Annotated in this window: 21 protein-coding genes; 13 read left to right on the top strand and 8 right to left on the bottom strand. The window is 59.0% G+C overall.

From position 1 onward, the window contains the following. Positions 1-59: 59 nt before the first annotated feature. Positions 60-647, bottom strand: a complete 588-nt coding sequence (locus AC5S26_RS05260) for a hypothetical protein (RefSeq protein ID WP_494183798.1) — start codon at positions 645-647, stop codon at positions 60-62. A 135-nt stretch (positions 648-782) separates the two neighbouring features. Between AC5S26_RS05260 and AC5S26_RS05265 the strand changes: the two genes are divergently transcribed. Beyond that, entirely contained in the window at positions 783-1,745 is a 963-nt protein-coding gene (locus AC5S26_RS05265; protein ID WP_494183799.1) for a ComFC family protein, read from the top strand. Between the two features lie 30 nt (positions 1,746-1,775). Beyond that, positions 1,776-2,435, top strand: a complete 660-nt coding sequence (locus AC5S26_RS05270) for an HNH endonuclease (protein ID WP_494183800.1) — start codon at positions 1,776-1,778, stop codon at positions 2,433-2,435. Between the two features lie 11 nt (positions 2,436-2,446). On the opposite strand, the gene AC5S26_RS05275 is transcribed toward AC5S26_RS05270, so the two are convergent. Further along, positions 2,447-4,105 carry an ArnT family glycosyltransferase gene (locus tag AC5S26_RS05275; protein WP_494183801.1) on the bottom strand — a complete coding sequence of 553 codons (1,659 nt, stop codon included), beginning with the start codon at positions 4,103-4,105 and terminating at the stop codon, positions 2,447-2,449. Between the two features lie 65 nt (positions 4,106-4,170). Further along, on the bottom strand, positions 4,171-5,514 hold the full coding sequence (locus AC5S26_RS05280; RefSeq protein ID WP_494183802.1) for an NAD(P)/FAD-dependent oxidoreductase: 1,344 nt from the start codon (positions 5,512-5,514) through the stop codon (positions 4,171-4,173). A gap of 261 nt (positions 5,515-5,775) precedes the next feature. Here AC5S26_RS05280 and AC5S26_RS05285 point away from each other — a divergent pair, with 261 nt between their 5' ends. Both AC5S26_RS05285 and AC5S26_RS05290 read left to right on the top strand, forming a co-directional pair. Next, on the top strand, positions 5,776-6,834 hold the full coding sequence (locus AC5S26_RS05285; RefSeq protein WP_494183803.1) for a hypothetical protein: 1,059 nt from the start codon (positions 5,776-5,778) through the stop codon (positions 6,832-6,834). A 40-nt stretch (positions 6,835-6,874) separates the two neighbouring features. Then, complete coding sequence (locus AC5S26_RS05290) at positions 6,875-7,138, top strand: hypothetical protein (RefSeq protein WP_494183804.1); 264 nt, start codon at positions 6,875-6,877, stop codon at positions 7,136-7,138. A 106-nt stretch (positions 7,139-7,244) separates the two neighbouring features. Here the strand turns inward: AC5S26_RS05290 and AC5S26_RS05295 are convergent, their stop codons facing one another. Further along, entirely contained in the window at positions 7,245-8,177 is a 933-nt protein-coding gene (locus AC5S26_RS05295) for a hypothetical protein (RefSeq protein WP_494183805.1), read from the bottom strand. Positions 8,178-8,341: 164 nt separating this feature from the next. Here AC5S26_RS05295 and AC5S26_RS05300 point away from each other — a divergent pair, with 164 nt between their 5' ends. From AC5S26_RS05300 to AC5S26_RS05320, 5 genes are all read left to right on the top strand, one after another. After that, positions 8,342-9,058 carry a hypothetical protein gene (locus tag AC5S26_RS05300; RefSeq protein WP_494183806.1) on the top strand — a complete coding sequence of 239 codons (717 nt, stop codon included), beginning with the start codon at positions 8,342-8,344 and terminating at the stop codon, positions 9,056-9,058. A gap of 96 nt (positions 9,059-9,154) precedes the next feature. Continuing rightward, complete coding sequence (locus tag AC5S26_RS05305) at positions 9,155-11,500, top strand: prolyl oligopeptidase family serine peptidase (protein WP_494183807.1); 2,346 nt, start codon at positions 9,155-9,157, stop codon at positions 11,498-11,500. Then, entirely contained in the window at positions 11,500-12,048 is a 549-nt protein-coding gene (locus tag AC5S26_RS05310) for a regulatory protein RecX (RefSeq protein ID WP_494183808.1), read from the top strand. The genes AC5S26_RS05305 and AC5S26_RS05310 overlap by 1 nt, the downstream gene beginning before the upstream one ends. Positions 12,049-12,140: 92 nt before the next feature. After that, positions 12,141-12,722, top strand: a complete 582-nt coding sequence (locus tag AC5S26_RS05315) for a TetR/AcrR family transcriptional regulator (RefSeq protein ID WP_494183809.1) — start codon at positions 12,141-12,143, stop codon at positions 12,720-12,722. Next, positions 12,706-14,142 carry an apolipoprotein N-acyltransferase gene (locus AC5S26_RS05320; protein ID WP_494183810.1) on the top strand — a complete coding sequence of 479 codons (1,437 nt, stop codon included), beginning with the start codon at positions 12,706-12,708 and terminating at the stop codon, positions 14,140-14,142. Before AC5S26_RS05315 ends, AC5S26_RS05320 begins: the two co-directional genes overlap by 17 nt. Here AC5S26_RS05320 and AC5S26_RS05325 read toward each other — a convergent pair. Next, complete coding sequence (locus tag AC5S26_RS05325) at positions 14,139-14,330, bottom strand: hypothetical protein (protein ID WP_494183811.1); 192 nt, start codon at positions 14,328-14,330, stop codon at positions 14,139-14,141. The two genes, AC5S26_RS05320 and AC5S26_RS05325, sit on opposite strands and share 4 nt — an antisense overlap. 75 nt (positions 14,331-14,405) lie before the next feature. Here AC5S26_RS05325 and AC5S26_RS05330 point away from each other — a divergent pair, with 75 nt between their 5' ends. From AC5S26_RS05330 to alaS, 3 genes are all read left to right on the top strand, one after another. Then, positions 14,406-15,320, top strand: a complete 915-nt coding sequence (locus tag AC5S26_RS05330) for a hypothetical protein (RefSeq protein WP_494183812.1) — start codon at positions 14,406-14,408, stop codon at positions 15,318-15,320. A 68-nt stretch (positions 15,321-15,388) separates the two neighbouring features. Further along, positions 15,389-16,192, top strand: a complete 804-nt coding sequence (locus AC5S26_RS05335; protein ID WP_494183813.1) for an SDR family NAD(P)-dependent oxidoreductase — start codon at positions 15,389-15,391, stop codon at positions 16,190-16,192. Positions 16,193-16,253: 61 nt separating this feature from the next. After that, positions 16,254-18,938 carry an alanine--tRNA ligase gene (alaS, locus tag AC5S26_RS05340; protein ID WP_494183814.1) on the top strand — a complete coding sequence of 895 codons (2,685 nt, stop codon included), beginning with the start codon at positions 16,254-16,256 and terminating at the stop codon, positions 18,936-18,938. A gap of 1 nt (position 18,939) precedes the next feature. Here the strand turns inward: alaS and AC5S26_RS05345 are convergent, their stop codons facing one another. Beyond that, positions 18,940-19,692 (bottom strand): SDR family NAD(P)-dependent oxidoreductase, encoded by a 753-nt coding sequence (locus AC5S26_RS05345; RefSeq protein WP_494183815.1) that lies wholly within the window; start codon positions 19,690-19,692, stop codon positions 18,940-18,942. Positions 19,693-19,885: 193 nt separating this feature from the next. Between AC5S26_RS05345 and AC5S26_RS05350 the strand changes: the two genes are divergently transcribed. Continuing rightward, entirely contained in the window at positions 19,886-22,159 is a 2,274-nt protein-coding gene (locus AC5S26_RS05350; RefSeq protein WP_494183816.1) for an N-acetylmuramoyl-L-alanine amidase, read from the top strand. Positions 22,160-22,666: 507 nt separating this feature from the next. Here AC5S26_RS05350 and AC5S26_RS05355 read toward each other — a convergent pair. Beyond that, on the bottom strand, positions 22,667-23,350 hold the full coding sequence (locus tag AC5S26_RS05355; protein WP_494183817.1) for a hypothetical protein: 684 nt from the start codon (positions 23,348-23,350) through the stop codon (positions 22,667-22,669). Between the two features lie 198 nt (positions 23,351-23,548). Continuing rightward, positions 23,549-24,145 carry a hypothetical protein gene (locus AC5S26_RS05360; RefSeq protein ID WP_494183818.1) on the bottom strand — a complete coding sequence of 199 codons (597 nt, stop codon included), beginning with the start codon at positions 24,143-24,145 and terminating at the stop codon, positions 23,549-23,551. Positions 24,146-24,497: the final 352 nt, after the last annotated feature.

A 24,497-nucleotide genomic window follows, 5' to 3' on the forward strand; every position in this document is an offset into this window, starting at 1 on the left:
GCTGGTTGAGTGTACCAGCGATAACCCGCTGCGACGCGGAGAAGAACGTCTGTCGTCGTCTATTCTGCCGATTCAGACGCGGCAACTTCGTCGGGCAAGGAGGGCCGACCAAAGATGACGTGGCGAAGCAGAACGGCGATGGCGCAGGCCATCAGGAAGAACATCGGTCCGGTATAGAGGAAGCGGTCCTGCGCCCAGCGACTGTCGAAGAGCGCGGGTGTCTGGGAGTTCAGAGTTCCAAAGAAGCGGGCTGTTCGGCCAGCCGTATCTCTGCCGCCCAGAACACTGGCGTTCCGTGACTGCCAGGTAAAAAAGCGGACGAGAAAGGCGAGGGTTACCGGCACCCAGGCGAGGTAAATTGCGGAGATCCTATCGGGCTCAACAAAGCGGGCGAGGCCGGGAGCGATGTCGATGAGGGCCTTACGCAGGCGTCCGAAGGGAATCCAGCCGAAGACGAAGCCGGAGATCGCGAAGATGGGAAGGAAATAGTTCAAAAGAAAGACGAAGCGGCTGATTGTGGTCCAGTGCATCTTGGTGCCGATGGCCCAGACGGGAAGGACGAAGATCCAGGCAAACTTGATGGCGAGCATCGCTACGAGAAGGTAGAGAAAGAGGCACTTGGCACACCAGGTGAGGACACGAACCATAGCTTCAGGTGTAGCACAAGGCGCACCTGCCGTGGTGCGGGATTCTTGACGTAGGGGAGCGGGTGAGGACTATACTTCGGGCATCGGCACGATTGTTCGTTGCTAAGAGTGAGGTGCGTCTTCAGCCAACGCTGGATGGACAATTCGCTCAGGAATGCCCAGGGAGCTCCGCCTGGAGGACCACCGGGTGGTGTAGAGGAGTGGCGCGCTGTGTCCCGCGTGCTGAAGAGTCCGGGCCAAATGGTTCGGGCTGTCGTCGACGATCTGGTAACAACCTTTTTTCCAGCCGATTGCAGGGTCTGTGGGGGACCGCTGACGAGTGCTGGGCTTTCCCCTCTATGTGATGAATGTGTGGATGCGCTGCGAGAGCAGACGGCGGAGTTGTGTGCGCGCTGTGGCGAGGCTCTCGACATGGATGGATTGCGCTTTACGCGGCAGATCGAGGGAGAAGGCGTTCTGTGCGCGCCTTGCAGGATGGTTCCTCCGGAGTTTGAACGTGCTGCGGCGTGGGGTGTCTATACAGACGGAATGCGTGAGGCAATCCAGCTGTTGAAGTATGAGCGTGCAGAAGCTGTGGCGCGTCCCCTGGGCAGGCTGCTGGCTCTCGTGATCGAGAAGATGGGCGCAGGCGGAATGGGACGGGAGCTGGTGGTGATTGCGGTTCCGCTGTTTGCTCCTAAGCAGAGACAGCGAGGCTATAACCAGTCCGTACTGCTGGCGGAAGAGGCAGTGCAGAGCCTGGGTCGGAGCGGCGCCGGCTGGCGCCTGAACTTGGCGCATGGAGCCATGGTTCGCACACGGCAGACGGAGAGTCAGTTTGGTCTTAGCACGCGAGAGCGCAGACGCAATCTTCGCGGAGCCTTCACCGTGAAGGATCCGGGTGCGGTGAGCGGAAGCAATGTCCTGCTGATCGACGATATCTATACCACTGGAGCGACGGCGCGGGAGTGCGCCCGCGTATTGCGGCAGGCGGGAGCTGCGAAGGTGTGGGTGGCGACGGTGGCACGAGCGCAAAAGGAGATGGTCGCGAGTTGGGATGCGTCTGCACGGGATGAGTTGAAAGCTGAGGCGGGGCGAAGAGCGGGAGCTGGTTTTTGATCTGAGAGTGTTCAACCGGAGGACAGGAAGATGCAATCGGCAAAGAAGCGCAAGCAGGGATTCAGTGGAAAGCGGCACGCGGGACATCTGCCGGGTGGCACGCCGCGAGTACTAACGGGGGTGGAGGTCCGGGCCGGCGTTTTTCGTCAGCCTGCGATGCAGACGCCGGTCCTGGTTCTGAACGCCTCGTATGAGCCGATCAACATCTGCGGCGCGCGGCGGGCTCTTGTCCTGGTGTTGAAGGGAGTGGCGAGGACGGAAGAGGAGCAGGGAAACATACTGCACGCGGCGCGGATGCGGATCCCGATGCCGAGCGTGATCCGATTGCTGGAGTACAGGAGAATCCCGCATCAGACCCGGGCGCTGTCGCGGAAGAATATCCTGCTGCGAGACCGGAACAGCTGCCAGTACTGCGATATGGTGCTGACAGCGGCGGAGCTGACGCTGGATCACGTGATTCCGCGGTCGCGCGGAGGGCTGTCGACGTGGGAGAACCTGGTGGCCTGTTGCCACTCCTGCAATCGCAGGAAGGGCAACCAGCTGCTTCACGAGTTGACGGATATGCGCTTGAAGCGGGAGCCGAGACCCTTCTCCCTGCATACCTCACGGCACATTATGCGGATGATCGGGAGCGCAGACGCGGCGTGGCGGAAGTATCTGTACTTCGAGCACAATGAGCCGGCGGCGTGAGCGTCCTGTTGCTAAGGTGACGGGGTCAGGATGCTGATCTTTCCATAGATATCCCGCGGAACATAGTGGGCGTGGATGTAGTCATCGAGGACGGTGACTCCGCTGGAGTATTGGCTCTGATTCGGTTCGATGGTGTTGTCCCAGGTGGAATTGATCGCGATGACCGGAGGAGCGTCACGCCGCATCGCGTCGATGATCTGATTCTGGATTGGAAGAGTGGTCTGGACGCCGGGGTGAAGATCGTGCCACCGGGTAATAGAGCTGCGTCCGGAGAGGAAGTAAAGGCGGACATCGTTCCAGAAGATTCGGTCGTGGCGTCCGTCGCCGACGTAGATGGGTTGATCGGGAGAGCTGCGGCGTTCGATGTCTTTGACGGCGGCGATCTCGTCGGGCTCAACAAGGATGCAGCGTGCTCGGCTCAGTTCGGGGGCAGGATGGCAGAGATGAGCGTAGGAATCCGCGTCCCCAGGATGAATCGTCTGGTGGAGGTTGATTCGGGCGAAGCCGAGCATGTGGGAGAGCACCGGAAGGGTGCATAGGGTTAGGAAGAAGACGGTCGCGTACAGAGCGGCGGCGACGGGACGGTTTAGCTGCCGCAGATGGCCGAACAGCACGGCCATCACAATGAGGCAGACGATGATGCTCTGAAGAAGCTGAACCGGGCCGACCCGGATCAGGCCTTTCAGAAAGAAGAGCGAGGCCAGGAGCAGCAGGAGAGAGAAGGTGCGGCGTTGCCAGTTCGTGGGAAAGACGCGCGCCCGGCGCGAGGTGATGAGGAAGAGAGACGCCGAGAGGATCACAAAAATGGGGAAAAAGACGATGAGGGACTCAACGGCGATACGACCGTCCCAGGAAAGAGGCTTGTGGAGTTGCTGTAGCGTCTCGCCGGTGAGGAAGGGCAGGCTGCGAACCTTGGGATAGATCACCGCAGGAACGTAGAAGAGGTCGTAGAAGACATTCTGAAGACCTGCTTTCAGGACGATGATGGCGTAAACAGGGGCGGCGATGAGAACGACTCCTGTGAGGTAGAGAAGGACGCGCCTGCCGATCGTGGTCAGCAGGTCGCTGAGAGATTGACCGGAGCGGCGATGGAGAGCCGCGAGCCAGACGAGCATGAGGAGCTCAGCCAGGCAGATGTAAAACCCGGAGTCATGGCGGAAGATAGTCGCGATGCTGACAAAGAGTCCGGCGAGGAAGAGGGGCTTGGCTTCGAAAGACTGCAGAAATCGCGTAAAGAAAAGGCAGCTGACGAGGGAGGCCAACATCGCCGGATAGACGGGGAAGTTATAGGCGGGATAGTAGATGCCAGATAACCAGAGAATTACGGCTGCGAAGGCGACGAAGGCCCATCGCGTAGATATGAGCAGGCGAGCCAGGGCGAAGCACGCGCAGGCGATTCCAGCGCGAATGAGGGCGTCATAGATTCGACCGGTGAGGGTGCTGACTCCGAAGATCTTGAAGAAGAAGGCGATGACATAGAACTGGGCCGGGCCATACATGGTCCAGAACTCGCGATAGGGAGTCTCTCCATGCAGGACGCGGTCGGCTCCATAGAGGGAGAGGAACTCATCATAGGGTCCGGCTTTGCACTTGAAGGTGACGACCTGAATCACGAGCGCGAGCAGGAAGAGCCCACCCAAGGTAAGCGCTGCGCGGTTCTTTGAAGACATAGTGTGACTTCTGGGGATGGGTTTGTTCCCTGGTTTGGCGGTCACTGTTTTGGGGAAGGCTGAGTTCAAACGGCAGTCTCCATCCGCGTCGAAGGCTTCGCAACGGGGGAAGGTACAGGCGAAGGGGCAGGAATGGAACGGGACATGGAGCGGCCTAGCCGGACGCTTTCGGCAATGCCGCGGTCTTCGGGGTAGTAGAAGCAGGTATCGGCGATCTGAAGGCCTTCGATAGGGGTTTGGACGGGAGGGATCTTCGAGGCGAAGCCGGGCTCGCAGACAGGTTGGCCAAACCGCAGCCGGGCGACGCGGGTGGCGAGGATATCAGCCGAAGTGAGATTGGGGTTGAGCCGTAAGAGGCAGCCGAAACCCTCCGCTAACAGCTGCTCGTCGGGCCAGGAGAATTTCTCCTTCGTGGTCGGCATGTAATAGGGGATGTAGACGATGGAGTTTCCTATCTCGCTGCGCAGGTTGGTGAGCTCGACGACGCCTGGAATGGTGAGATCGGGGACGGAGATGTTGACCCAGAAGTGCTCGGTGACAGGACGGCGCAGCTTGTAGATGACACAGATGACGCCAATGTTCTGAATGGCGCGATAGCGCTGCTTCCAGTCTTCGGGAAGATCGGGGACCATCTCGGCGACAAAGGGGGTCGGTGTGGTGGAGATGACGAAATCGGCGGGGAAGTGACGGGCTGAGGTTTCCGCACCGGTGACGCGATTATTTTGAGTCGTAACGAACTGCACTGGAGAGCCGAGGTGGATGCGGCCGCCGCCGGATTCGATGGCGTGAACCAGGGCATCGATCAGGGTCTGAGATCCGCCCTCGATGTAGCCGAGCTGCTCGTGCATGATGCTGGAACGCGAGCGGCCGATGCGGCGAATGCGGGTCCATATCCAGGCGGCGGAGATGTTGTCGGCGTGTTCGTAGAACTTGAACTCGAGCAGCGTCTTCCAGAAACGCCGGTAGGCGTCCTCACCACACCAGCGAATGATCCAATCCTTTGCGGACTCGTTTTCGAGCTCGGCCCAGTGATCGCGGCGAGTGCTGACAAAAGCGAGCAAGCCATAGCGCAGCTTGGAGAGCAGAGGGGCATTGGGAAGCTGGAGGAGCGCGAGCGGGTTTCCCCAGGGATGAAGACGTCCATCGGTATAGAAGCCCATGGAGGTCCTCCTCCACTGGAGGCGGTCTTCGAGGCCTAATTCGCGAAGAAGCTCGAAGGTAGGGTAGTCGGTACGGCAGACGAAGTGATAGAAGCGCTCGATGGAGTCGCCGTCGAAGTCGAAGTGAGCTGCCATACCGCCTGCCTCAGGCGCTGTCTCTACGAGATCGACTTCATGTCCGTCGCGAACTGCCTGCCACGCCGCGGCCAGACCCATTACGCCTGCGCCAATGACGAGAACCTTTGCCATAAAAATAGACCCCAAGATATAACCCCCCTAAGGCGGGTAAATTTCAACAATCTGATCGATATAGGGGCCGGGTAAACAGAAGCCGCGAAAGACGCGAGGGAGGACCATTTGAACGAAACGCAAATGGCAACAGCCCTGCACCCAACCAAGGCTGATATCGAATTGGATGCAAAACAGAAATTCCGGTTTGCTTTGAGTTCGGAGATTATGATGGTGCTGACAAACGGATTCGTTTCGTAAGCATCTGTGGGTGGAGGGTGAATGAAGGCCAGCAAGAGGAAGCAGTTAGGCGCAGTTCTATTCGGCATCGCTGTAGTGATTCTTGTCTGGCACTCCAAGGTTCCAACGGAAGCGGATGCGGTGATGGCCGCATCGAAGCTGGCAGCGGTAGGCTCCGGCGTGGTGGGTGCCGCAGGTTCAAATTCGGGGTCTGGCCCGCATATCGCCGGTTGCCCGATCTTTCCCGCGGACAACGTGTGGAACACGCCGATCGACACGCTGAAGAAGGACAAGCACTCTGAGGACTATATTCAGCGGATGGGACCGGCGTCGGTACTGCATCCCAACTTTGGCTCCGAGCCGACAAACGGCATTCCCATCACCATCATCAAGCCGAACAGGCCGCGAGTCCCCATCACCTTCATGTACGGAGACGAGAGCGATCCGGGACACTACCCTACCCCCGAGGGAGCTTTGATGGAAGGTGGGCCGAACGCTCCGGAGGATTCGGACCGGCACATCATCATGGTGGACGAGGGGCGCTGCGTTCTGACAGAACTGGGTGGCACGGTGAAGCAGAAGGATGGAAGCTGGAGCGGAGGCGCGGGAATCAAGATGGACCTGACCAGCAATGCTCTGCGCGCTCCTGACAAGACTTCGACCGACGCGGCTGGGCTGGCAATCCTTCCGGGCTTGTTGCGGTATGACGAGGTCGCCTCCGGTGAGGTCAAGCACGCGATCCGGTTTACGACTCTCAAGACACAGCGGCTGTATATATGGCCGGCACGGCACTTTGCTTCGAAGCTCACCGATCCAAGCTATCCGCCAATGGGCCAGCGTTTCCGCCTGAAGGCAGACTATGACATCTCGAAGTTCTCCAAGGAGAACCAGACCATCCTGAAGGGACTGAAGAAGTACGGGATGATTCTTTCGGATAACGGCGGACCGTGGTTTATTATCGGCGAGCCGGACAAGCGCTGGAGCGACAGTGACCTGGCTCGCCTGAAGACCGTGAAGGGCGAGGACTTCGAGGCGGTGGACGAGTCGGACTGGCAGATGCTGGCCGATTCCGGTCGCGTGGATCCGGTGTCGCTGCGCTAATGCGGCCGCAGGCAGACTTTTTGAGGGGTGGAGACGAAAGATGGCTTACAGCGAAAGCTACACGTGTGATGTGTGTGGGAAGAAGAAGGAATCGGATGGCTGGTGGCTGGCCTGGGTGGATTGTTTTCCGGGCCAGAAGCCGGAGGAGGATCAGCCCCTGATCAAGATGACGCGATGGCAGATCGGCCACGCGCACTCAGATGGGGTGAAGCATCTATGCGGTGCCAGGTGCGCGGGAACCATGATGGACCGGTGGATGATGGAGCAGCACGCCGACCCGGACGCCCACTGCCAGACGGCATAGCTGCGGCTCCCGACCAGGATTCATCGAAGATTCCATTCACGCAAAACATCCCGGCCTCGAAAGAGGAGACCGGGATGTTTTGCCGTGAAGTGATCCCGAGCTGCAATTATTTCGGCGGATTGGCCGGAGGCGGTTGCTGTTGCTTGTCCTTGTCGTCTTCGGGAGCCCGATTGTTGGTGATGTCCTCGCCGTTGTAGATGATGCGGCTGGTGGCACGGAACTGTTTGTAGTCCGTGTAGCGGACGATGTTGCGCATGTGCACGTCTTGCCGGGCGGCGCCGTTCGATGCCGGAAAATGGAGGGTTCCTTCGGCCTTGGTATAGGTGGGGAACCAGTATTTGCCGTCTATCTGCTCGTAATACGTGGTGAAGGGGGGCTGCAGGTCTTCGTGGCCCTTCCGCATGTCCTGAGGGACGGTTTGGCCATTGATGAGCACGATCTGGAAGTCCCGCTGGTCGACCCAGACTTTGCCCTGGAAGTAGCGCTTCCCTTTCTCGAGGGTCTTGGGACCAGCTTCGAAGACGTAAGTGTCGAGTTCGTCGACCTTCTGGCGGCCAAGATATTTGATGTCGTACTGATTCATCTCCTCCGCGGTGAGGACGAAGGGAAGACGGTGTTCGATCTCTTCGAAGTCGGCGGGAGTCATCAGGACGCGTTCAAGGCTGTTCTGGGGGGCGAAGACGACGCGCTCGGCGCGACGGCCCTGCTTGTCGAAGGTAATATCGGTGACCTGCTGATACTCGCCGTCGGGGCGGCCGTTGTCGTCGGAGATGGTCTGAACCTTCACCGACTGGCGAAAGATGTAGTTCTGGCGAGCCTGGTTGAACTGGCTTTCGCGCTCACCGAACCTTTTGACGATCTCGTCGACGGTGATGCCCGTGGGCGGCGCGGGGTCCATCGGGCCGAAGCCCTGGTCTTCCGCGGCGTAGACCGTTGTGTCCCAATTTGGAACGAACGCGAAGATGCGCGGGCATATTGCCGATACGGGGACGAGAGACGCTGCGAGAATGCTGACGGAGAGCGCTGAGGCGAGCTTCATCGGATCTGTCACTCCATGCGTGAGGAAACGGCCTGGACAAACTACCGGTCGTTCCCCCTCATACAGAATAGACGCTACAGGCGGAGGTTTGGTTGATGCTGACGGCATTGCAGAGAACTTGGCCGTATCTGGTATATGGAAGCCTATTGTTTGGAATGGTAGGGATGCTCTGGCGACGGTTGTGCGCGGTCCGCGGAGAGCGCGACCGGGAGCGCCGTGGCCGGGAGGAGATGGAGGCGTACACGCGCCTGGATCTGCGATCGACGGGCAACAGCGATGCCCGGGGGATAGCACGGAGAGTATGCGGGGTGATCGCAGCCAGGAGCGCGTTCCGTCGTGTGGCCATGATGTCGCGCGATGGGCAGGGGCGCATGTCCCTGATAGCAAGCGAGGGAATGGACGGCGCGACGGTCCTGATGGTTGAAAGATGGCTGGATCGCCTGAGAGAGCAGGAGCGCGAGAGCGGAGGACGATGGGGAGAGGGTGTCCGCGTCGGGTTGAGCAGCATGGTGATCTCGCTTGGAAACGATGGACGCCGAGAGCCCAGCCGCGCCATCGTGATTCCCGTGCGGACGGCAGCGGAGCATATGGTGGGAGCCTTGCTGGTGTGCGCCGACAGCGTCATGCAGGTTCGGCGGCGGAGTGCGGATGAGACGGTGGTGGGACTGGAGGCCCTGGCGACAAAGCTTGGCCGCGCGATGGAGCACGCCGAAATGGACTTGCGTCCCCGTCGCGTCGAAAGGCTGGCGGGAAAACTGTTGTCTTCACGGAGCTACCCGCTGAAGGTCGTGCGCAGGAGTGCAGCGCATCTGCAGAAGGATGCCGGTACCTTCGCAGGTCAGACAGAAGATGGGATGGTCAAGGTTGCTAGGAATGCATGAGCCGCAGTGTGGACGTACCTGATGTGGTCCTGATGCCTTTCGCAGTGTAGGGATGAGGTGCTCTCCGTTATAGACTGGCGCGGGAGTCACGGGCCGATGAAGAAATTGGCATGGATGTTTACCGGGCTGATTGCCGGGGGTGTGGCGATTGCCCAGGTCTCTGGTGGAAGTAGTGCCGCGACTGTAAAAGAGGATTCCGCAAGCGTCGTTGGCGAACAGGATATTTCCTCGTCAGGTCGTCGCCCCATGACGTTTGCCGATCTGCAGCGGATGAAGCGGTTGAGTGATCCGCAGATCTCGCCTTCGGGCAAGTGGGTCATGTTCACCTCGGTGGATGTCGATCTGGCCGCGAATACAAAGGTCTCGCATCTGTGGGTCGTTCCACTCGGAGGCGGCCGGGAACAGCAGATTGCTTTCTGGAAAGAAGGCGAGAGCGAAGGAAGATTCTCGCCGGATGGAAGGCATGTCTCGTTTGTCTCCGTTGATGGTGGGACATCGTCGCAGATTTATGTAGCAGACTGGAACGATGCGACTGGAAGACTGGGGACGCCGAAACAACTGACGCATGTGAGTACGGAGGCAGATGGGGCGGTATGGTCGCCGGACTCGAAACGAATTTTATTTGTGTCGCGTGTGTATCCGGAGTGCAGCGACGAAGAGATATGGCTGGATGAGGAGAACTGCAACCGTCGAAGGGATGAGGCCGCAGCAAAGAGCCAGGTAAAGGCGATGACCTTCGATCATCTTCTGTACCGGCATTGGAACTCCTACGTTGGACCGAAGCGGAGCCACATTCTGGTTGTGAGCGCGACGGATGGGAATGCGGTACGCGATTTGACGCCGCGGCGCTGGATCAGCGACGCAGAGGCCCCGGTATTTTCACTTGGCGGTCCGGTGGGATACGCGTGGGCTCCGGACTCGCACGAGATCGCCTTTGTAGCGAATCTGGACGCGGTTCCGGCGGCGAGCACGAATAACGATGTCTTCACGCTGAAGTTGGACCAGACGGGGGAGTGCCCGGTTAAGATTTCGTCCTCACCGGGAAGTGACGATGGTCCGGCATATTCGCCTGATGGGAAGTGGCTGGCCTTTCGATCGCAGGCACGGGCGGGATATGAGAGCGATCGATTCCGGTTGATGGTGTTTGACCGGAGCGGCACCAGTGCGGGTCGAGCGGTTGGTGAGGAGACGGCGCCGATTGTGCCACACATGATGAAGACTTCGGCTCATAAGCCAGGCACGCACATCGAGGTTGCGGAGGAACTGCTGAAGGATCTGCTGCCCCGGTTCGATCATTGGGTCGATGAGTTTACCTGGGCTCCGGACTCGAAGACGATCTACTTTGTCAGCGGCGAGATGGGCGAAGCGAATGTGATGTCGGTCGGTGTGGATCTGCCGGAGGCGACCGCGGTCGCGAACAAGGCCGAGTATGGAGAGCTTCAGGTAGCGAAGGATGGCCGGACGATCGTGACCTCGATGATGACGGTGCGGAGTCCGGCGGCGATTTCGGCGATTCCACTGGATGCTGAGGGTCGTGGTGGAGCTGCGGTGGTCCGGTTGACGCACATGAACGATGCTGTGCTCAGCCAACTGGATATGCCGCGGATGGAGAGCTTCATGTTCCCCGGTGCGGAGAACACGACGGTGCAGGGATTTCTGCTGCGGCCACCAGGATTCGACGAGACCAGAAAATATCCGGTGAAGTTCTTGATGCATGGTGGACCGCAGGGCGCGTGGGGGGATGCCTGGAGCTATCGCTGGAATCCTGAGCTGATGGCTGCGAGCGGGTATGTGGTCGTCATGGTCAATCCGCGTGGATCGACTGGCTACGGACAGGCATTTATCGATGGGGTAAACGGCGATTGGGGCGGCAAGCCTTACGTGGACCTGATGAAGGGTCTCGACTACGTCGAGCAGCACTACAGCTTCGTCGATAAGACGCGGGAGTGCGCGCTAGGCGGAAGCTATGGCGGCTTCATGGCGAACTGGATCCTGACGCATACGAACCGGTTCGCGTGCATCGTGACGCATGATGGAATGTTCAATCCGCAGAGCGCGTACGGATCGACCGAGGAGATGTGGTTCAATGAATGGGAGTTTCGCGCGCCGGGAGACAAGGAGCCAGGCCAGCCTTGGAGATATGCGGACAAGCCGGTAGCGATGGATCCTTTCAGAAAATGGTCTCCCCTGCTCTCGATCAAAAATGCGAAGACGCCGACCCTGGTGATCCATAGCCAGCGTGATTACAGGCTAGATGTGAGCGAGGGCTTTCAACTGTTCACGGCGTTGCAGCGATTGGATGTGCCGTCGCGTATGCTTTACTTTCCCGATGAAGGACACTGGGTGCTGAAGCCGCAGAACTCCCAACGCTGGTACGAGGAAGTCGGTGAGTGGTGCGATCGATGGACGCGATCGAACACTTACTCGGGGACGACGCAGTAATGGCATTTGCACGACCAAAGAAAAAAGAGCCCCTGGGCGAGACGGCGTTGCTTGACTATGCAGTAGGCGCGCTGGCGCGGAAGATGCGGACGGTGCGCGACCTGAAGCGCCTGATGCGCATGCGAGTGGAAGAAGGCGAAGCCGGCGAGCAGATGATGGATCGCGTTGTGGCGCGGCTGAAAGATCTCAACTACCTGAGCGACACCCGCTTCGCTGCCGATTACACACGCCTGCGCAAAGAGAATGAGAAGTTTGGCCGGCGGCGTGTGCAGCAGGACCTGGTGCAGAAGGGGATTCACAAGGAACTGGTGGCATCCACGTTGGCCACGGCATACGACGATGTGGATGAGGTCGCGCTGGCGCGCGAGTACATTGCGCGGAAACGAATGAAGCGTCCTGAGGGTGAAGATGCGAAAAAACAGGCCGCGCGCGTGATGGGAAGACTGATGCGAGCCGGGTTCTCTGCGAGCGCGATCTTCAAGGTCTTACGAGAGTGGAATATTGAAGTGGACGATACGGAAGAGCCCACGGTCGAGGAAGACCAGTAGCGAACGCTATTCGTCACAACCCCGAAGACAATTTTAGGGAACCCTTTCCTCTGGCCTTCCCTTCCTCGGTATTTTATGTATACAGTGTATACGTGATTGCAAAGTCTACTTCTGAAAAGATTGCTTCCGCCGCGCGACGTCTGCTGGACCGCGAGGGGACCGAGGCGGTGACGATGCGCCGGGTTGCCAACGAGGTCGGCATCACGGCGATGGCGGTCTATCGTCACTATCCCAATCGCGCGGGCCTGCTGAACGTTTTGGCCGATGAGGGATTCGCCGAATTGGCGGGACGGTTGCAGGGCGCCAGGCTCTCCGGAAGCACCGAGAAGAGACTGGAAAGGTTGATGAACATCTTTCTCGATCACGCGCTTGAGAATCCGCGCCTGTTTCAGCTGATGTTCCTTGAGCCGCGCGAAGGAGCCCGGCAGTTTCCGCAGGACTTCAAGGCAGGACGGTCTCCCACGGCCGCACCGACGGCGCAGGTTCTGAAGGAGGGCATGGAGTCCGGATATCTGCGCGAGGACGACGTGTGGGAGATCGTCTTTGAAATGGGTGCTCTGCTTCAGGGACTGATCATGCTTTACCTGGGCGGACGTATGGCGATGTCCCAGGATAGTTTTCGCGGCTTCTGCCGCAGATCTTTTGAGAGGTATCTTCATGGAATCCGCAAATAAGTATCGATTGGCGGGTATGGAAACGCTCGCTGTTGCCTGCACGGCAGTGATGATCTGGTTCGGGAACGGACTGAATCCTGTATGGCCGTTGATGTGGTTTGCGATGGTGCCTGTGCTTTGGTTTGCGCTGCGGCGTTCCTGGTGGAGCGCGGCGCTGGCTTCCACCTTGTCGATGATGGTGGGCGGGCTGAACATGTTTCATTACTTTCACGGCGTACTGAGAGCACCAGTCCTGGTGTGGGTCGTGGTTTACCTGACAGCGGGTGTGGCCTTCGCGCTGGGAGTGTTGTTATTTCGCGCGCTCGTGCTTCGTGGTGCAGTGTGGAGCGGATTGCTGGCGTTGCCTGCGGTCTGGGTCTCCTTCGAGTACATCCGGAATCTGACGACACCACACGGAACGGCAGGAAGTCTGGCGTATTCGCAGCTAAGATTTCTGCCATTCCTGCAGGTCGCATCGATCACCGGGCCGTGGGGGATGAGCTTTCTTCTGGTGCTGTTCTCTTCGGCGCTTGCAATCGGGATTCATCTCTGGCGGACGCAGCGAAGACTGGCGCAGCGCGTTGTGGGCGTAAGCATGGGAGTCATTGCGGCGGTACTGATCTTCGGAGCGGTTCGGCTTGCGCAACCGTTGGGGAAGACGGCTCGGGTAGGATTGGTCACTTCCGACGAGCGCGCCTATGCCAATGTGAGTGATGAAGGCGCACCCACGGATCGCATGTTCCGTGACTATGCGGTCGAGGTGGAGAAGCTGGCTACTCAGGGGGCGCAGGCCATCGTGCTGCCGGAGAAGCTTGGTGTGCTCATCGACCCGAATACCCAGCAGTCCGACGATGTCTTCCAGGCGGTGACGGATAAGACCGGAGCGATCATTGTGGTGGGCTCGGTGCACGTCGCCACGCCGTTTACCTATAACGAGGCGCGCGTATATGCGCCTCAGACGAAGGTGGCGAGTTATGACAAGCACCACATGCTTCCTCCGTTTGAGTCGAATCTGAAGCCTGGCACGACGCTGACGCTACTTCCGAGATCGCAGGAGACGTGGGGCGTGGCCATCTGCAAGGACATGGACTTCTCGCGGCTCTCGCGTCGTTATGGAGAGGCGGGGGCGGGCCTGATGCTGGTTCCAGGCTGGGACTTTGTAGTGGATGCCGCGTGGCACGGCCACATCGCGGTGATGCGTGGCGTAGAGGACGGCTTCAGCGTGGCTCGTTCGGCCAAGGGAGGCTACCTGACCATGAGCGATGATCGTGGACGGATCATCGCGGAGAGGCGGAGCAACGCGGCTCGCTTCGCGACGCTGGTGGCGGATCTTCCTGCCGAGCACCACCAGACCATTTATCAGCTTCTGGGTGACTGGTTCGCATGGCTTTCGCTGGCCTTGACGGCCTTTGCGCTGATACGGCTGGTTCGAGTGAGCTAAATGGTGCGGAGGATGCGGCCCGGAAGAAAGAAGAGAGCAGCGATAAAGTCGAAGACGCCTCCTACGACAAGGCCCACCAGCCGGAAGGGCAGCAGCAGGAGCCAGATGAGGGGATAGAGCAGGACGGCGATGATGGCAATCGGCCAGCAGGTGACGAGAAGCACACAGAAGAGGAGCAGCTTGAGCATTGGTATTTCTCTCCTGCGCGAGATACGCGTGAGCCATTCTTAAAGTTCCATCCATCCCGGTAGGATGATGGTGGGATGGAAGTTCTGGACCGTATTGTGGCGGTGGACTGGTCGGGCCGGGTGGATGCCGTCGGCCAGCGCAGACATATCTGGGCTGGGGTATGGACTGAAGGCAAGGTCACGCTCGAGGCTGGGCGGACGCGCGAAGAGCTTGTGAGGTGGCTTACCGGAATGGCACGTGAGACTCCTCGGATGGTGGTCAGTCTCGATTGCTGCTTCAGTTTTCCAGCCTGGTTTCTGCTGGAGCATGGGTGCGCGACGGTCTTCGACTTCTGGAAGAAAGTTGCGGAGGGGCACGGCGAGCGGTGGCTGAGCCGCGAGTGCGAAGAGGTGGCGCGCGATGTGAGATTCTGGGGCGCGCCGCACAAGCGCCCCGAGGAGTTCTGCGGAGAGAACCTGCACCGATCGATGCGGCTGACGGATATGGACAACAAGATTACGCCGAAGCTGTTGGAAGGCGATCCGGATCGAGCAGCGAAGGTGAAGGGGATCACGCCGAAGTCGCCGTTTCAGATTGGAGGAGCGGGCAGTGTGGGGACGGGTAGCCTGCGGGCGATGTCGTTTCTGCTGAGGATGCGGGAGGCGGGCTTTCGCGTGTGGCCGTTCGAGTCGTCGCGGCTCGCGACCGCGAAGCCGCAACCGTTGCTGGTGGAGATGTATACGCGGCTACTGACCGGCGCGGTGGCGAAGAGCAACGATGAGGCTCGGGCAAGATATCTGGCGGCGAAGAAGAAGACGGATGCGATGTATGCGGGATTAAGCCGCGTTGCCGTGCGGCAGGCGCTCAGCTCTGAAGATGCTTTCGATGCGCTGGTCAGCCTGTTGGAGATGGTGCGGTGGCGGGAGGAGTTTTTGCGGTTGAAGGCGACGAAGAACGAGGTGTTGCGCCTAGAGGGAATTACCTGGAGGCCGGCGATTCAGGACCGCTAAGCCGTTATATATAGGTATCGCCGTATTCTGCTGTGGATTCGGTCCAATTATTTTCCGAGGGGTGACGAATGGAGACCGGTTTAGCTGGGAAGACTGTGTTGATCACGGGAGCTGCAAACGGCATCGGCCGTGCTACTGCGCTCGCCTTTGCCAAAGAAGGAGCGCATGTGGCGATGCTCGATCACGATCCGATCAAGCTTGCTGAGGCTGCGGAGCTTGTTCGCGGTTGTGGCGTCGAGGCCTTCGCGGTTGAGGCTGACCTCGGCACGGCAGAGGGAGTTAAGGCTGGGGTGGAGACGATGCTGGCGCAGCTTCCGAGCGGGCTGGATGTGCTGGTCAACAACGTCGGCCATGGCGATCCGAAGCCGTTTCTGGAGATTTCTGAAGAGCAGTGGGAGAGAACATTTGAGATCAATCTGATGTCGATGGTGCGGGTGACGCGTCATGTGCTGCCGGTGTTGCGGCAAAAGGAGACGGCGGTGATCGTCAGCAATGCGTCAGACCTGGGACGTCAGCCGGAGGCCATGCCTGCGGACTATGCGGCGATGAAGGCGGCGATGCTGGCGCTGACCAAAAGCCTGGCGCGCGCGGAGGCTCCGAAAATTCGTATCAACGCCGTAGCTCCAGGGCCGATCTGGAGCACCTTCTGGTCGCGTCCCGGCGGCTTTGCCGAGGGACTGGCTTCGATCTACAACATGCCGCCACGGCAGGCGGTAGATCACGAGATGAAGCTGCGCAAGCTCCCGCTGGAGCGGCTGGGCGAGCCGGAGGAGGTGGCGAATGTGATCGTCTTTCTGGCCAGCGATCTTGCTTCCTATGTGACATCGTCGGTCTGGGGAGTGGATGGCGGCAGCATCCGTAACATCACATAAGGCCTGTGAAGCGCCGGGCTCGCCCGGAAATCGGGCTCTGCGCTGATAGACTTAAAAGTCTATGAACTACAGGTCTGGAAGTCAGATTCGCGAAGATTTTCTGCGGTTTTTTGAGGGCAAAGGGCACCGGAGAGTGCACTCGTCGTCGCTTGTTCCGGCAAACGACCCCACGCTGCTGTTTACCAACGCGGGAATGAACCAGTTTAAAGATGTCTTCCTGGGCCTGGAGAAGCGTGACTACTCTCGTGCCGCCAGCTCGCAGAAATGCGTGCGCGCGGGCGGAAAGCATAACGATCTTGAAAACGTCGGCTTTACGCGACGACATCACACCTTCTTCGAGATGCTGGGGAACTTCAGCTTTGGCGACTACTTCAAGAAAGATGCCATCGCGTATGCGTGGGAGTTACTGACCTCGAACGAGTGGTTCGGGATCGATGCCGCGAAGCTGTACGTGACGATCTTCGAGGGTGACGAGGGCGTGCCGCGTGATTCGGAGGCGTATCAATTCTGGCTCGATGTAGGAGTTCCGGCAGAGCGCATCTTCGAGCTGGGCGCAAAGGACAACTTCTGGGCGATGGGAGATACCGGCCCATGCGGTCCTTGTAGCGAGATCTACTACGACCTGGGCAAAGAGGCTGGAGAAGATCCAAGCATCGACAAGCCATTCGGCGAAGACGAGCAGCGCTACGTCGAGATATGGAATTTGGTGTTCATGCAGTTCGACCGCACGGTGACTTCAGGCGGACCGTTGCTGACTCCTCTACCGAAGCCTTCGATCGATACGGGCATGGGTCTCGAGCGCATTGCCTGCGTGTTGCAAGGCGTGCTGTCGAACTTCGAGACGGACCTGTTCACGCCATTGATCAAGCGTGCGGAGGAGTTGACTGGCCACAAGGTCGAGCCGGATCACGAAGTGGATACGCGCTCGCAGGCATCGTTGCGAATCATCGCCGATCACGCGCGCGCGGCGACATTCCTCATCTCGGATGGTGTACTGCCTTCGAACGAAGGGCGCGGTTATGTTCTGCGTAAGATCATGCGGCGTGGTATTCGCCATGGCCGCCTGCTCGGGCAGGAGAAGCCCTTTATGCACGAGATGGTCTACGCGGTGCGCGACGAGATGAGTGCGGCGTATCCGGAGTTGAAGGAGTCTGCGGATCGCGTTGCGAAGGTGGTGCTGGCGGAAGAGCAGCAGTTTGCGCGTACCCTCGAACTTGGCTTGCGACAGATGAATGAAGAGACACTGCGTTCCGGTGTGGCGGCGTTCCGTCTGTACGAGACCTTCGGTATGCCGCTGGACTTCATGGTCGATGCAGCGCGGGATGCCGGAATCCAGTTTGATATGGATGGCTTCGAGCGCGCGAAGGAAGAGGAGCAGGCACGCGCTCGTGCATCGTGGAAGGGCGGATCGCAGAAGTCGGCTGCCCCGGTGTATCGCGAGCTGGCGAAGACAGAGTTCGAAGGGTACTCTTCGCTGAGGGTTGAGGGCGCGAAGGTACTCGCGCTGGTCAAGGATGGCGTGGGTGTTCCCGAGCTGAAAGCAGGAGAGCAGGGCGAAGTTGTGCTCGATGCGACCAGCTTCTATGCAGACTCAGGCGGTCAGGTTGGCGACATCGGCTGGCTGTACTCGGACGATCACAATACCGTCGTTGCCGATGTGTTTGGTGCAACCAAGCCGGTGCAGGGAGTCTTCGCGCACAGGGTGAAGGCGCGCGAGACGCTAGCCGTCGGCGATACCGTCGATACGGTTGTCGATGCGGAGAACCGCCGCGCGACCGAGCGCAATCACACTGGAACGCACTTGCTGCACGCGGCGCTGCGCGAGGTTCTGGGCAAGCATGTGAAACAGGCCGGATCGTTGAACGATGCCACGCGTCTGCGCTTCGACTTCTCGCACTTCACCGGGGTTGCGGAAGAGGAGCTGCAGCAGGTCGAAGACATCGTGAACCGCCAGGTGCTGGAGAACACGAAGGTCGAGACGCTGGTGGATGTTCCCATCGATGTCGCGGTCAACGAGCTGGGAGCGATGGCGCTGTTCGGGGAGAAGTACGGCGAGCGCGTGCGCGTGGTGAAGATCGGCGGCTTCTCGACCGAGCTGTGCGGCGGAACTCACACGGCTGCAACTGGCGAGATCGGTTTGTTGAAACTGGTGGGCGAAGGCTCGGTCTCGAGCGGTGTGCGACGCGTGGAGGCGGTGAGCGGGACAGGCGCGTTGAACGAGTTCCGCCGCGGCTTTGACGTAGCGCGTGTTGTAGGACAGATGGTCGGCGCGAGCGATGCATCTCCTGCGGATGCTCTGCGGCAGAGGGTCGCCGCGCAGGAAGAGGAGATGAAGAAGCTGCGCCGCGAGCTTGAGCAGGTGCGGATGAAGTCTGCTTCCGCCGCGGTATCGGATGCCGCCTCTACAGCGGTTGAGGTGAAAGGCGTCAAGGTAATGGCGCAGCGTGTCGACGCTCTCGACAAATCGCAGATGCGGAATCTTGTGGATGAGCTTCGAGGCAAGCTGGGATCGGGCGTGGTGGTTCTGGGCGCAGCGAACGAAGGCAAGGTCTCGCTGATCGTCGGTGTGACCAAGGACCTTACCGGCAAGGTACAGGCCGGTAAGATCGTCGGTCAGATTGCTGCGCTGGTCGGCGGAAAAGGCGGCGGAAGGCCGGATCTCGCCGAGGCTGGCGGAAGCGATGCGAGCGCGCTCGACGGAGCGCTGGGCAAGGCCTCCGAGGTGGTTGGCGGACTACTGCAGTAAGTCAGAACTTCAGTCCGCCTCCGACCTGCAGTGTCTCGCCTGTGACCCATCCGGAGTCGGAAGATGCCATGAAGGCTACGGCACTGGCGATGTCGCCGGGCTTGCCAATACGTCCGAGAGGGGTGCGAGAGATGGCGTAATTTGTCGTCGCTTCGTCCATCTCTTCCATAGCATCGAGACCCTCGGTTGCGGTGACCCCAGGCGAGATACCGACAACACGGATTTTCTTCGGCCCGAGCTCCATTGCGAGGACCCGGGTGATGACGTCGACGGCGGCTTTGGTTCCACTGTAGACAGAGCTGGCCGGCGCAGGCGTAAGCGCAACTCCGGAACTGATATTGATGACCACTCCTCCGTCTGGCCCGAAGAGGGGAACCGCGGCCTTGGTAGCGAGCAGGAGGGCCTTGACGTTCAGATTGAAGTGCTTATCGATGTGCTCTTCGTCGATAGCTTCGAGTGGAATGAATTTGTAGATTCCTGCATTATTGACGAGAATGTCGAGGCATCCGAAGGCCTTGCCGGTTTCGGAGAAGAGCTTTGCGATGTCCGATGATTTTGAGAGGTCGGCCTGGACGGCGATCGCCTTTCCGCCTCCAGAGGTGATGCGCTGAACCAGCGCTTCAGCGGGGGCAGCGGCTCGCGAGTAGTTGACGACGACTGAGGCTCCGTCAGAGGCGAGACGTTCGGCGATGGCTGCACCGATCCCCTTGGATGATCCGGTGACGATTGCGACTTTCCCGTTTAAATCCTTCATGTGGTGCACTCCCTGAATAAACCGGCTGTCTAGCAGCGTAGCTTGAATGAGTTACATCCCATGAAAGCGATGTAAAAAATATGCAGATTGAATCAACTTCTTTTCGTGTTCCACCGTGGGGGTATCGGGGGGAGTACCTGTACGAGTTTTCACGGTAAGGGCAGATGGGTGAACCTCTTAAACTGAAGTTGCAATGCTGCTATGCAACAAACTGCGGAGTGTTGGAATCTGGGGTGCCGTTTGCGCGGCTGGGCTTATCTGCGCCGGAGCATCCGGGGCGACGCCTTCGAAGACAAAAGGTTCTTCGAGTGCGCGGCGGGCGATGCCGATGTCTCCCTGGGAGAAGGCTACCCAGGGACGTGAAGCCCTGGAGGCGATTCCTCCGGCAAAGAGAACACGCGAGGACTATACGCGTGCTCTCGACAGATTTCGTGAGGTCTACCATGACGACCCACAGAGCAAATATGCACCCGCTGCGGTGAACTCGGTTGCCGAGTTGCTGGCTGCGCAGGGACGCGATCTTGGAGATGAGAAGAGCCTCAAGGATGCTGTAGCTCAATACGAGTTTCTGCGAAAACAATATCCGGGCAGTTCTCTGCGGGTGAGCGCGTTGCTGGCTGAGGCACAGATCTACGAGAACTCTCTGCATGATCCGGCTTCTGCGCGAGAGAAATATGCGTTGTTCGTGAAACAGTATCCGGGCAGCCCTCATGTTGAGGAGGCGCGAGCTGGATTGGCTTCGCTCGAGCAGAGCGCTGGAACACAGGGTTCAAAAACCAAAAAGAACGAAACGGCGAAGAGCAGGGTTCCGCGGACAGCCGAGGCCGACAGGACCCAGAGTGTGGCAGCCGCGCCTCCTGCTCAAGAGGACGGGAGCTCGTTGGCTCCTATGCCGCCGACGGGCGCTGCTTCTGCGGAAGCGTCGCGAAGAGTCGCGAGCCGCAAGCCTGTTCAGCCTCAGCCGACGAGTGCGACCCAGTCTGAGCCGGCCGATACGCCGGCCTCGATCCTGCACGTTGCCAGCGCCGCGGGACAGAAGCATGGAACTTTGGCGCAGGTGTCGGGGATTCGACACTGGTCGACGCCGAACTACACCAGAGTCGCAATCGATCTGGGAGATGACGTGACCTATGAGGCAGCGCGGGTTCCGAATCCGGATCGCATTTACTTCGATCTGCACGGAACGCGGCTGGCGCAGTCGCTGGTGGGGAAGAGCTTCACCGTGACTGACGATGGATTCCTGAAACAGGTTCGAGCCGCTCAGTTTTCCAACGATGTGACGCGTGTGGTGTTGGATGTGAACGACGTTACGGAGTACTCGGCGTTCCTGCTGCCGAATCCTTACCGGTTGATTATCGACATTCATGGACGCAGCCAGCCAACGCAGCAGGTTGCGTCGAACGGCGATGCCGATTCGTCGTCGGGTTCCGCGAAGGCTCCCGCGCCGAGAACCGAGCCCGATGTGAAGGTATCGTCGCGTCATCCGGTTCCGAACTCCGTCGCAACGAGCAGCGCGGGCACAACCTCGGATGTTGCCGCGCTGAGCGATCAGCCGGGGAAGGAAGCGGCCACCAAGGTACCTACTTCGAACCCAATCGCGACGGTGGTACCGGGCGGGAAGGCCGGGAGTGGTTCGGCGACCCGCAGGAGTCGGCGCGGTACGCCTGCAGAGCCACCAGTCGATCCGGCTGCACCGGCGCGTGCAGCGGTTCCGACGGCTGACGGACAGACCTCGCTGGTCCGTGCGCTGGGGCTGAAGATCGGGCGAATCGTCATCGACGCGGGACACGGCGGCCACGACTCGGGGACCATCGGCGTGGATGGCCTGGAAGAGAAGGACGTGGTGCTGGACGTGGCGCTGCGGCTGGGCAAGCTGCTGCATGAGCGGTTGGGATCGGAGATTCTCTACACGCGCTCGGACGATACGTTTGTTCCGTTGGAGACGCGGACGGCGATTGCGAACAAGGCGCAGGCCGACCTGTTCCTTTCGATCCATGCGAACTCTTCGAGCGACTCAACCGCAAGGGGCGTGGAGACGTATTACCTGAACTTCACCTCGCAGCCGGATGCGCTGCAGGTTGCGGCGCGTGAGAACGCGGTGAGCGATCAGTCGATCTACCAGCTGAGCGACCTGGTGAAGAAGATCGCGATGAAGGAGAAGATCGACGAGTCTCGGGAGTTTGCCTCGGACGTGGAGGCGAACCTGTATGCGGGACTCCAGCGTGGGAATGAGGGGCTGAAGAATCGCGGGGTGAAGAAGGCTCCGTTCGTGGTGCTGATCGGGGCAAATATGCCCTCGGTCCTGGCGGAGATCTCATTTGTGACCAATCCCAAGGATGCCGATCAGCTTCGCCGGCCTGAGTATCGGCAGAGGGTGGCTGAGAGTCTCTACAAGGGGGTTGCCAAGTATGAGGAAGGATTGAGTGGTGCCAAGGGGCCGGTGGAGCGGGCCAGTACTAGCAGGTAGGCCCCCGGTCACTTTTTGTGCAAAGTATTCTATAAAAACGACTTAGCTTTGGACTTCAATTTTTCTTCTGCTAAGTTATTCAATACAAATGACATGCCTTTAAAGTATTCAAAATGATATAGATCAATGCATGATGGGCGGCCAGATGGCTGCCTCTTTCTTTTGGGGTAATTCAATTGTAGCCGGGGAGGCGTAACTGATCGGCAGCTGGATTCCCTTCTTTATCAGTTGTTTATCGAGGTTTGGGGCTTGACGGAGAATTTTCGCGGGAGAACGGCGGTTTCGAGTTTTGCTCGAATAGCCCGGCTTAGGCGGTAAAACTGCCCCGCAGATGGGGCACCCTGGATTCGTGGCGCTGGGAGGGAATACGGGGATCTCTCCACTTCGCTGCGCTTCGGTCGAAATGATGTTTTTGTGGGGGAATGGAACGAGATGACGTTTGTGCTGAATGGAATGATGGGGGCCTGATGTTTCGTGTTCGGGGCAGTGTGTGGGTTCGTGTACCTGTCAGTGGATGGGCTTGAAGTTGAAGTAGGCGAGGTTCATCTGGCCTTGGGTGAGGATGTGGATGGTGAGGACGCTTTTGCCCTTTGGGAGATTCAGCCTCAGGAGGCTGGGGGCGAGGTTCCAGTGGTGCCACTGTCGCCACGCTATGGGTTCGGCGGGGTTGGCGGTGGAGGGGATGGTGAGGGGGCCTGAGGCGGGCTTGCCGTTGAGATCGACTGAGATGGTTCCGCCTCGGTTGGAGGTATAGAGCAGGTCGGCGGTGTAGGAGGCGGTCTGGTGGACGTCTACGGTGATGTTGAACCACTCGCCGGGTTCGGTCCAGCCGACGTAGAGCTGATTGGCGGGCGGCATGACGACGGTCCAGGGATTGTCGTCGATGGCGTCGGGGGAGTTGTGGAACTTGGCGTAGGAGATGTCGACGCCTTCGCGCATGCGGAACTCGTTGAGGTAGTTTCCATTGGCCGGGTTGAGCTGACCGGAGCCGTGGTTGACGGGGTCGGCGTCGTGATAGGCGATGCCTTCTCCGCCGTTGTCGTAGAAGGCGCACTCGACTTTGCCGGGGATGGTCTGGGAAACGTTCTGAGGAGCTTCGATGTAGGGGGTTCCCTTGTACGACGCGGGGAGGTTGGATTGTGCGATTGCGGGGATGGCGAGGAGGGATAGAAGCGGAAGGGTTCTTCGCAAACGAATTTACCTCGGGAAGAATCGTACTTCGAGCGAGGTGGCGTGTCACTGGCCCCTCAGTAGGTTGAGGAAAGCGGATCGCGCTTTGCGCGATTGTTCCATTCTTGCTTCGCACGAATGGGGACCTGCGTTGTCGCAAACGGGTTTATCTCGGAGCTACCTCACGCAGACGCTGAATGACAGTAATACAGGTGAAAGCTATTTCTGTGTGTCCTGGACGGTTCTTCCATATGGATGAATATAAGCGGGGGACATCGACGGAGTAGATAGCGCCAGCGGTTTGCCGCTCATTAGTATTCGTCTTCGGTTGATCTCATTGCGGAAACGCTCGTCCAGATAGAGATCCGGGATGGTCTGGGATTCGGTTAGAGTTGCGGCCTGTCCCAGATAAAGCAGTGCATCCCCGTCGACTCCAGAGGCCTCGTTCTCCATGGCGGCCAAAGCTTTGGTTTTCTCTGATTGAGGCACATTCGCTGCAAAGTTAAAACCCGGAAAGAAATGACAACCTGGTGCTTGCAATTGGCTTTGCAACACTGTACTTCGAACAGGCGTAAGGAGAGTTTGCATTGGCAACTGGCGATGCGCGTCTTCGAAGGAGTCGGAGCACGTCTTTTCGATGAATCCAATGTATGGTGATATCATAAAGAACGCGTTCGGATAGGTTGTTTCAACCATACCCTTGATCGTTCCTTCTTCGTAGAAGTGAGCTGAACCGTAGATCACGAGAGCCTTTTTCCCTTTTGCCAAGATTTGTGTCTTGATGAGATTTGCCGGGTAGCGATCCGTCTCATGCAATACGTGTATCGCCTCGTCTCGAGTCTTAATTGTTGACCAATCGATTGGCGGATTACCCAGCCAGATATGGATTCGGTCTGCAGGTTTCAGGTTCTGGTTTACGGCTCGTATCTGAGCGAAGAAATTTGGATATCCAAGGCGAGTGACTGTAGGAGTCCAACCGACTGTTTCGTTCCAAACTCGTCGGAGCTGTTCGTACGGAATCTCCTGTCCGTCGGTATACCGGTCAATTGTTTCTTACTGCGCTGCACCGCCAAATTCCACCACTATGTTCCCGACGTCCTTCGCAAACCTTGGATCTCGAATTAAGTCGATGTAGAAGTCTTCTTGTTGTGCGAGCCCATGCCAATCG

Source organism: Edaphobacter sp. FHG110511_03 (assembly GCF_059115365.1).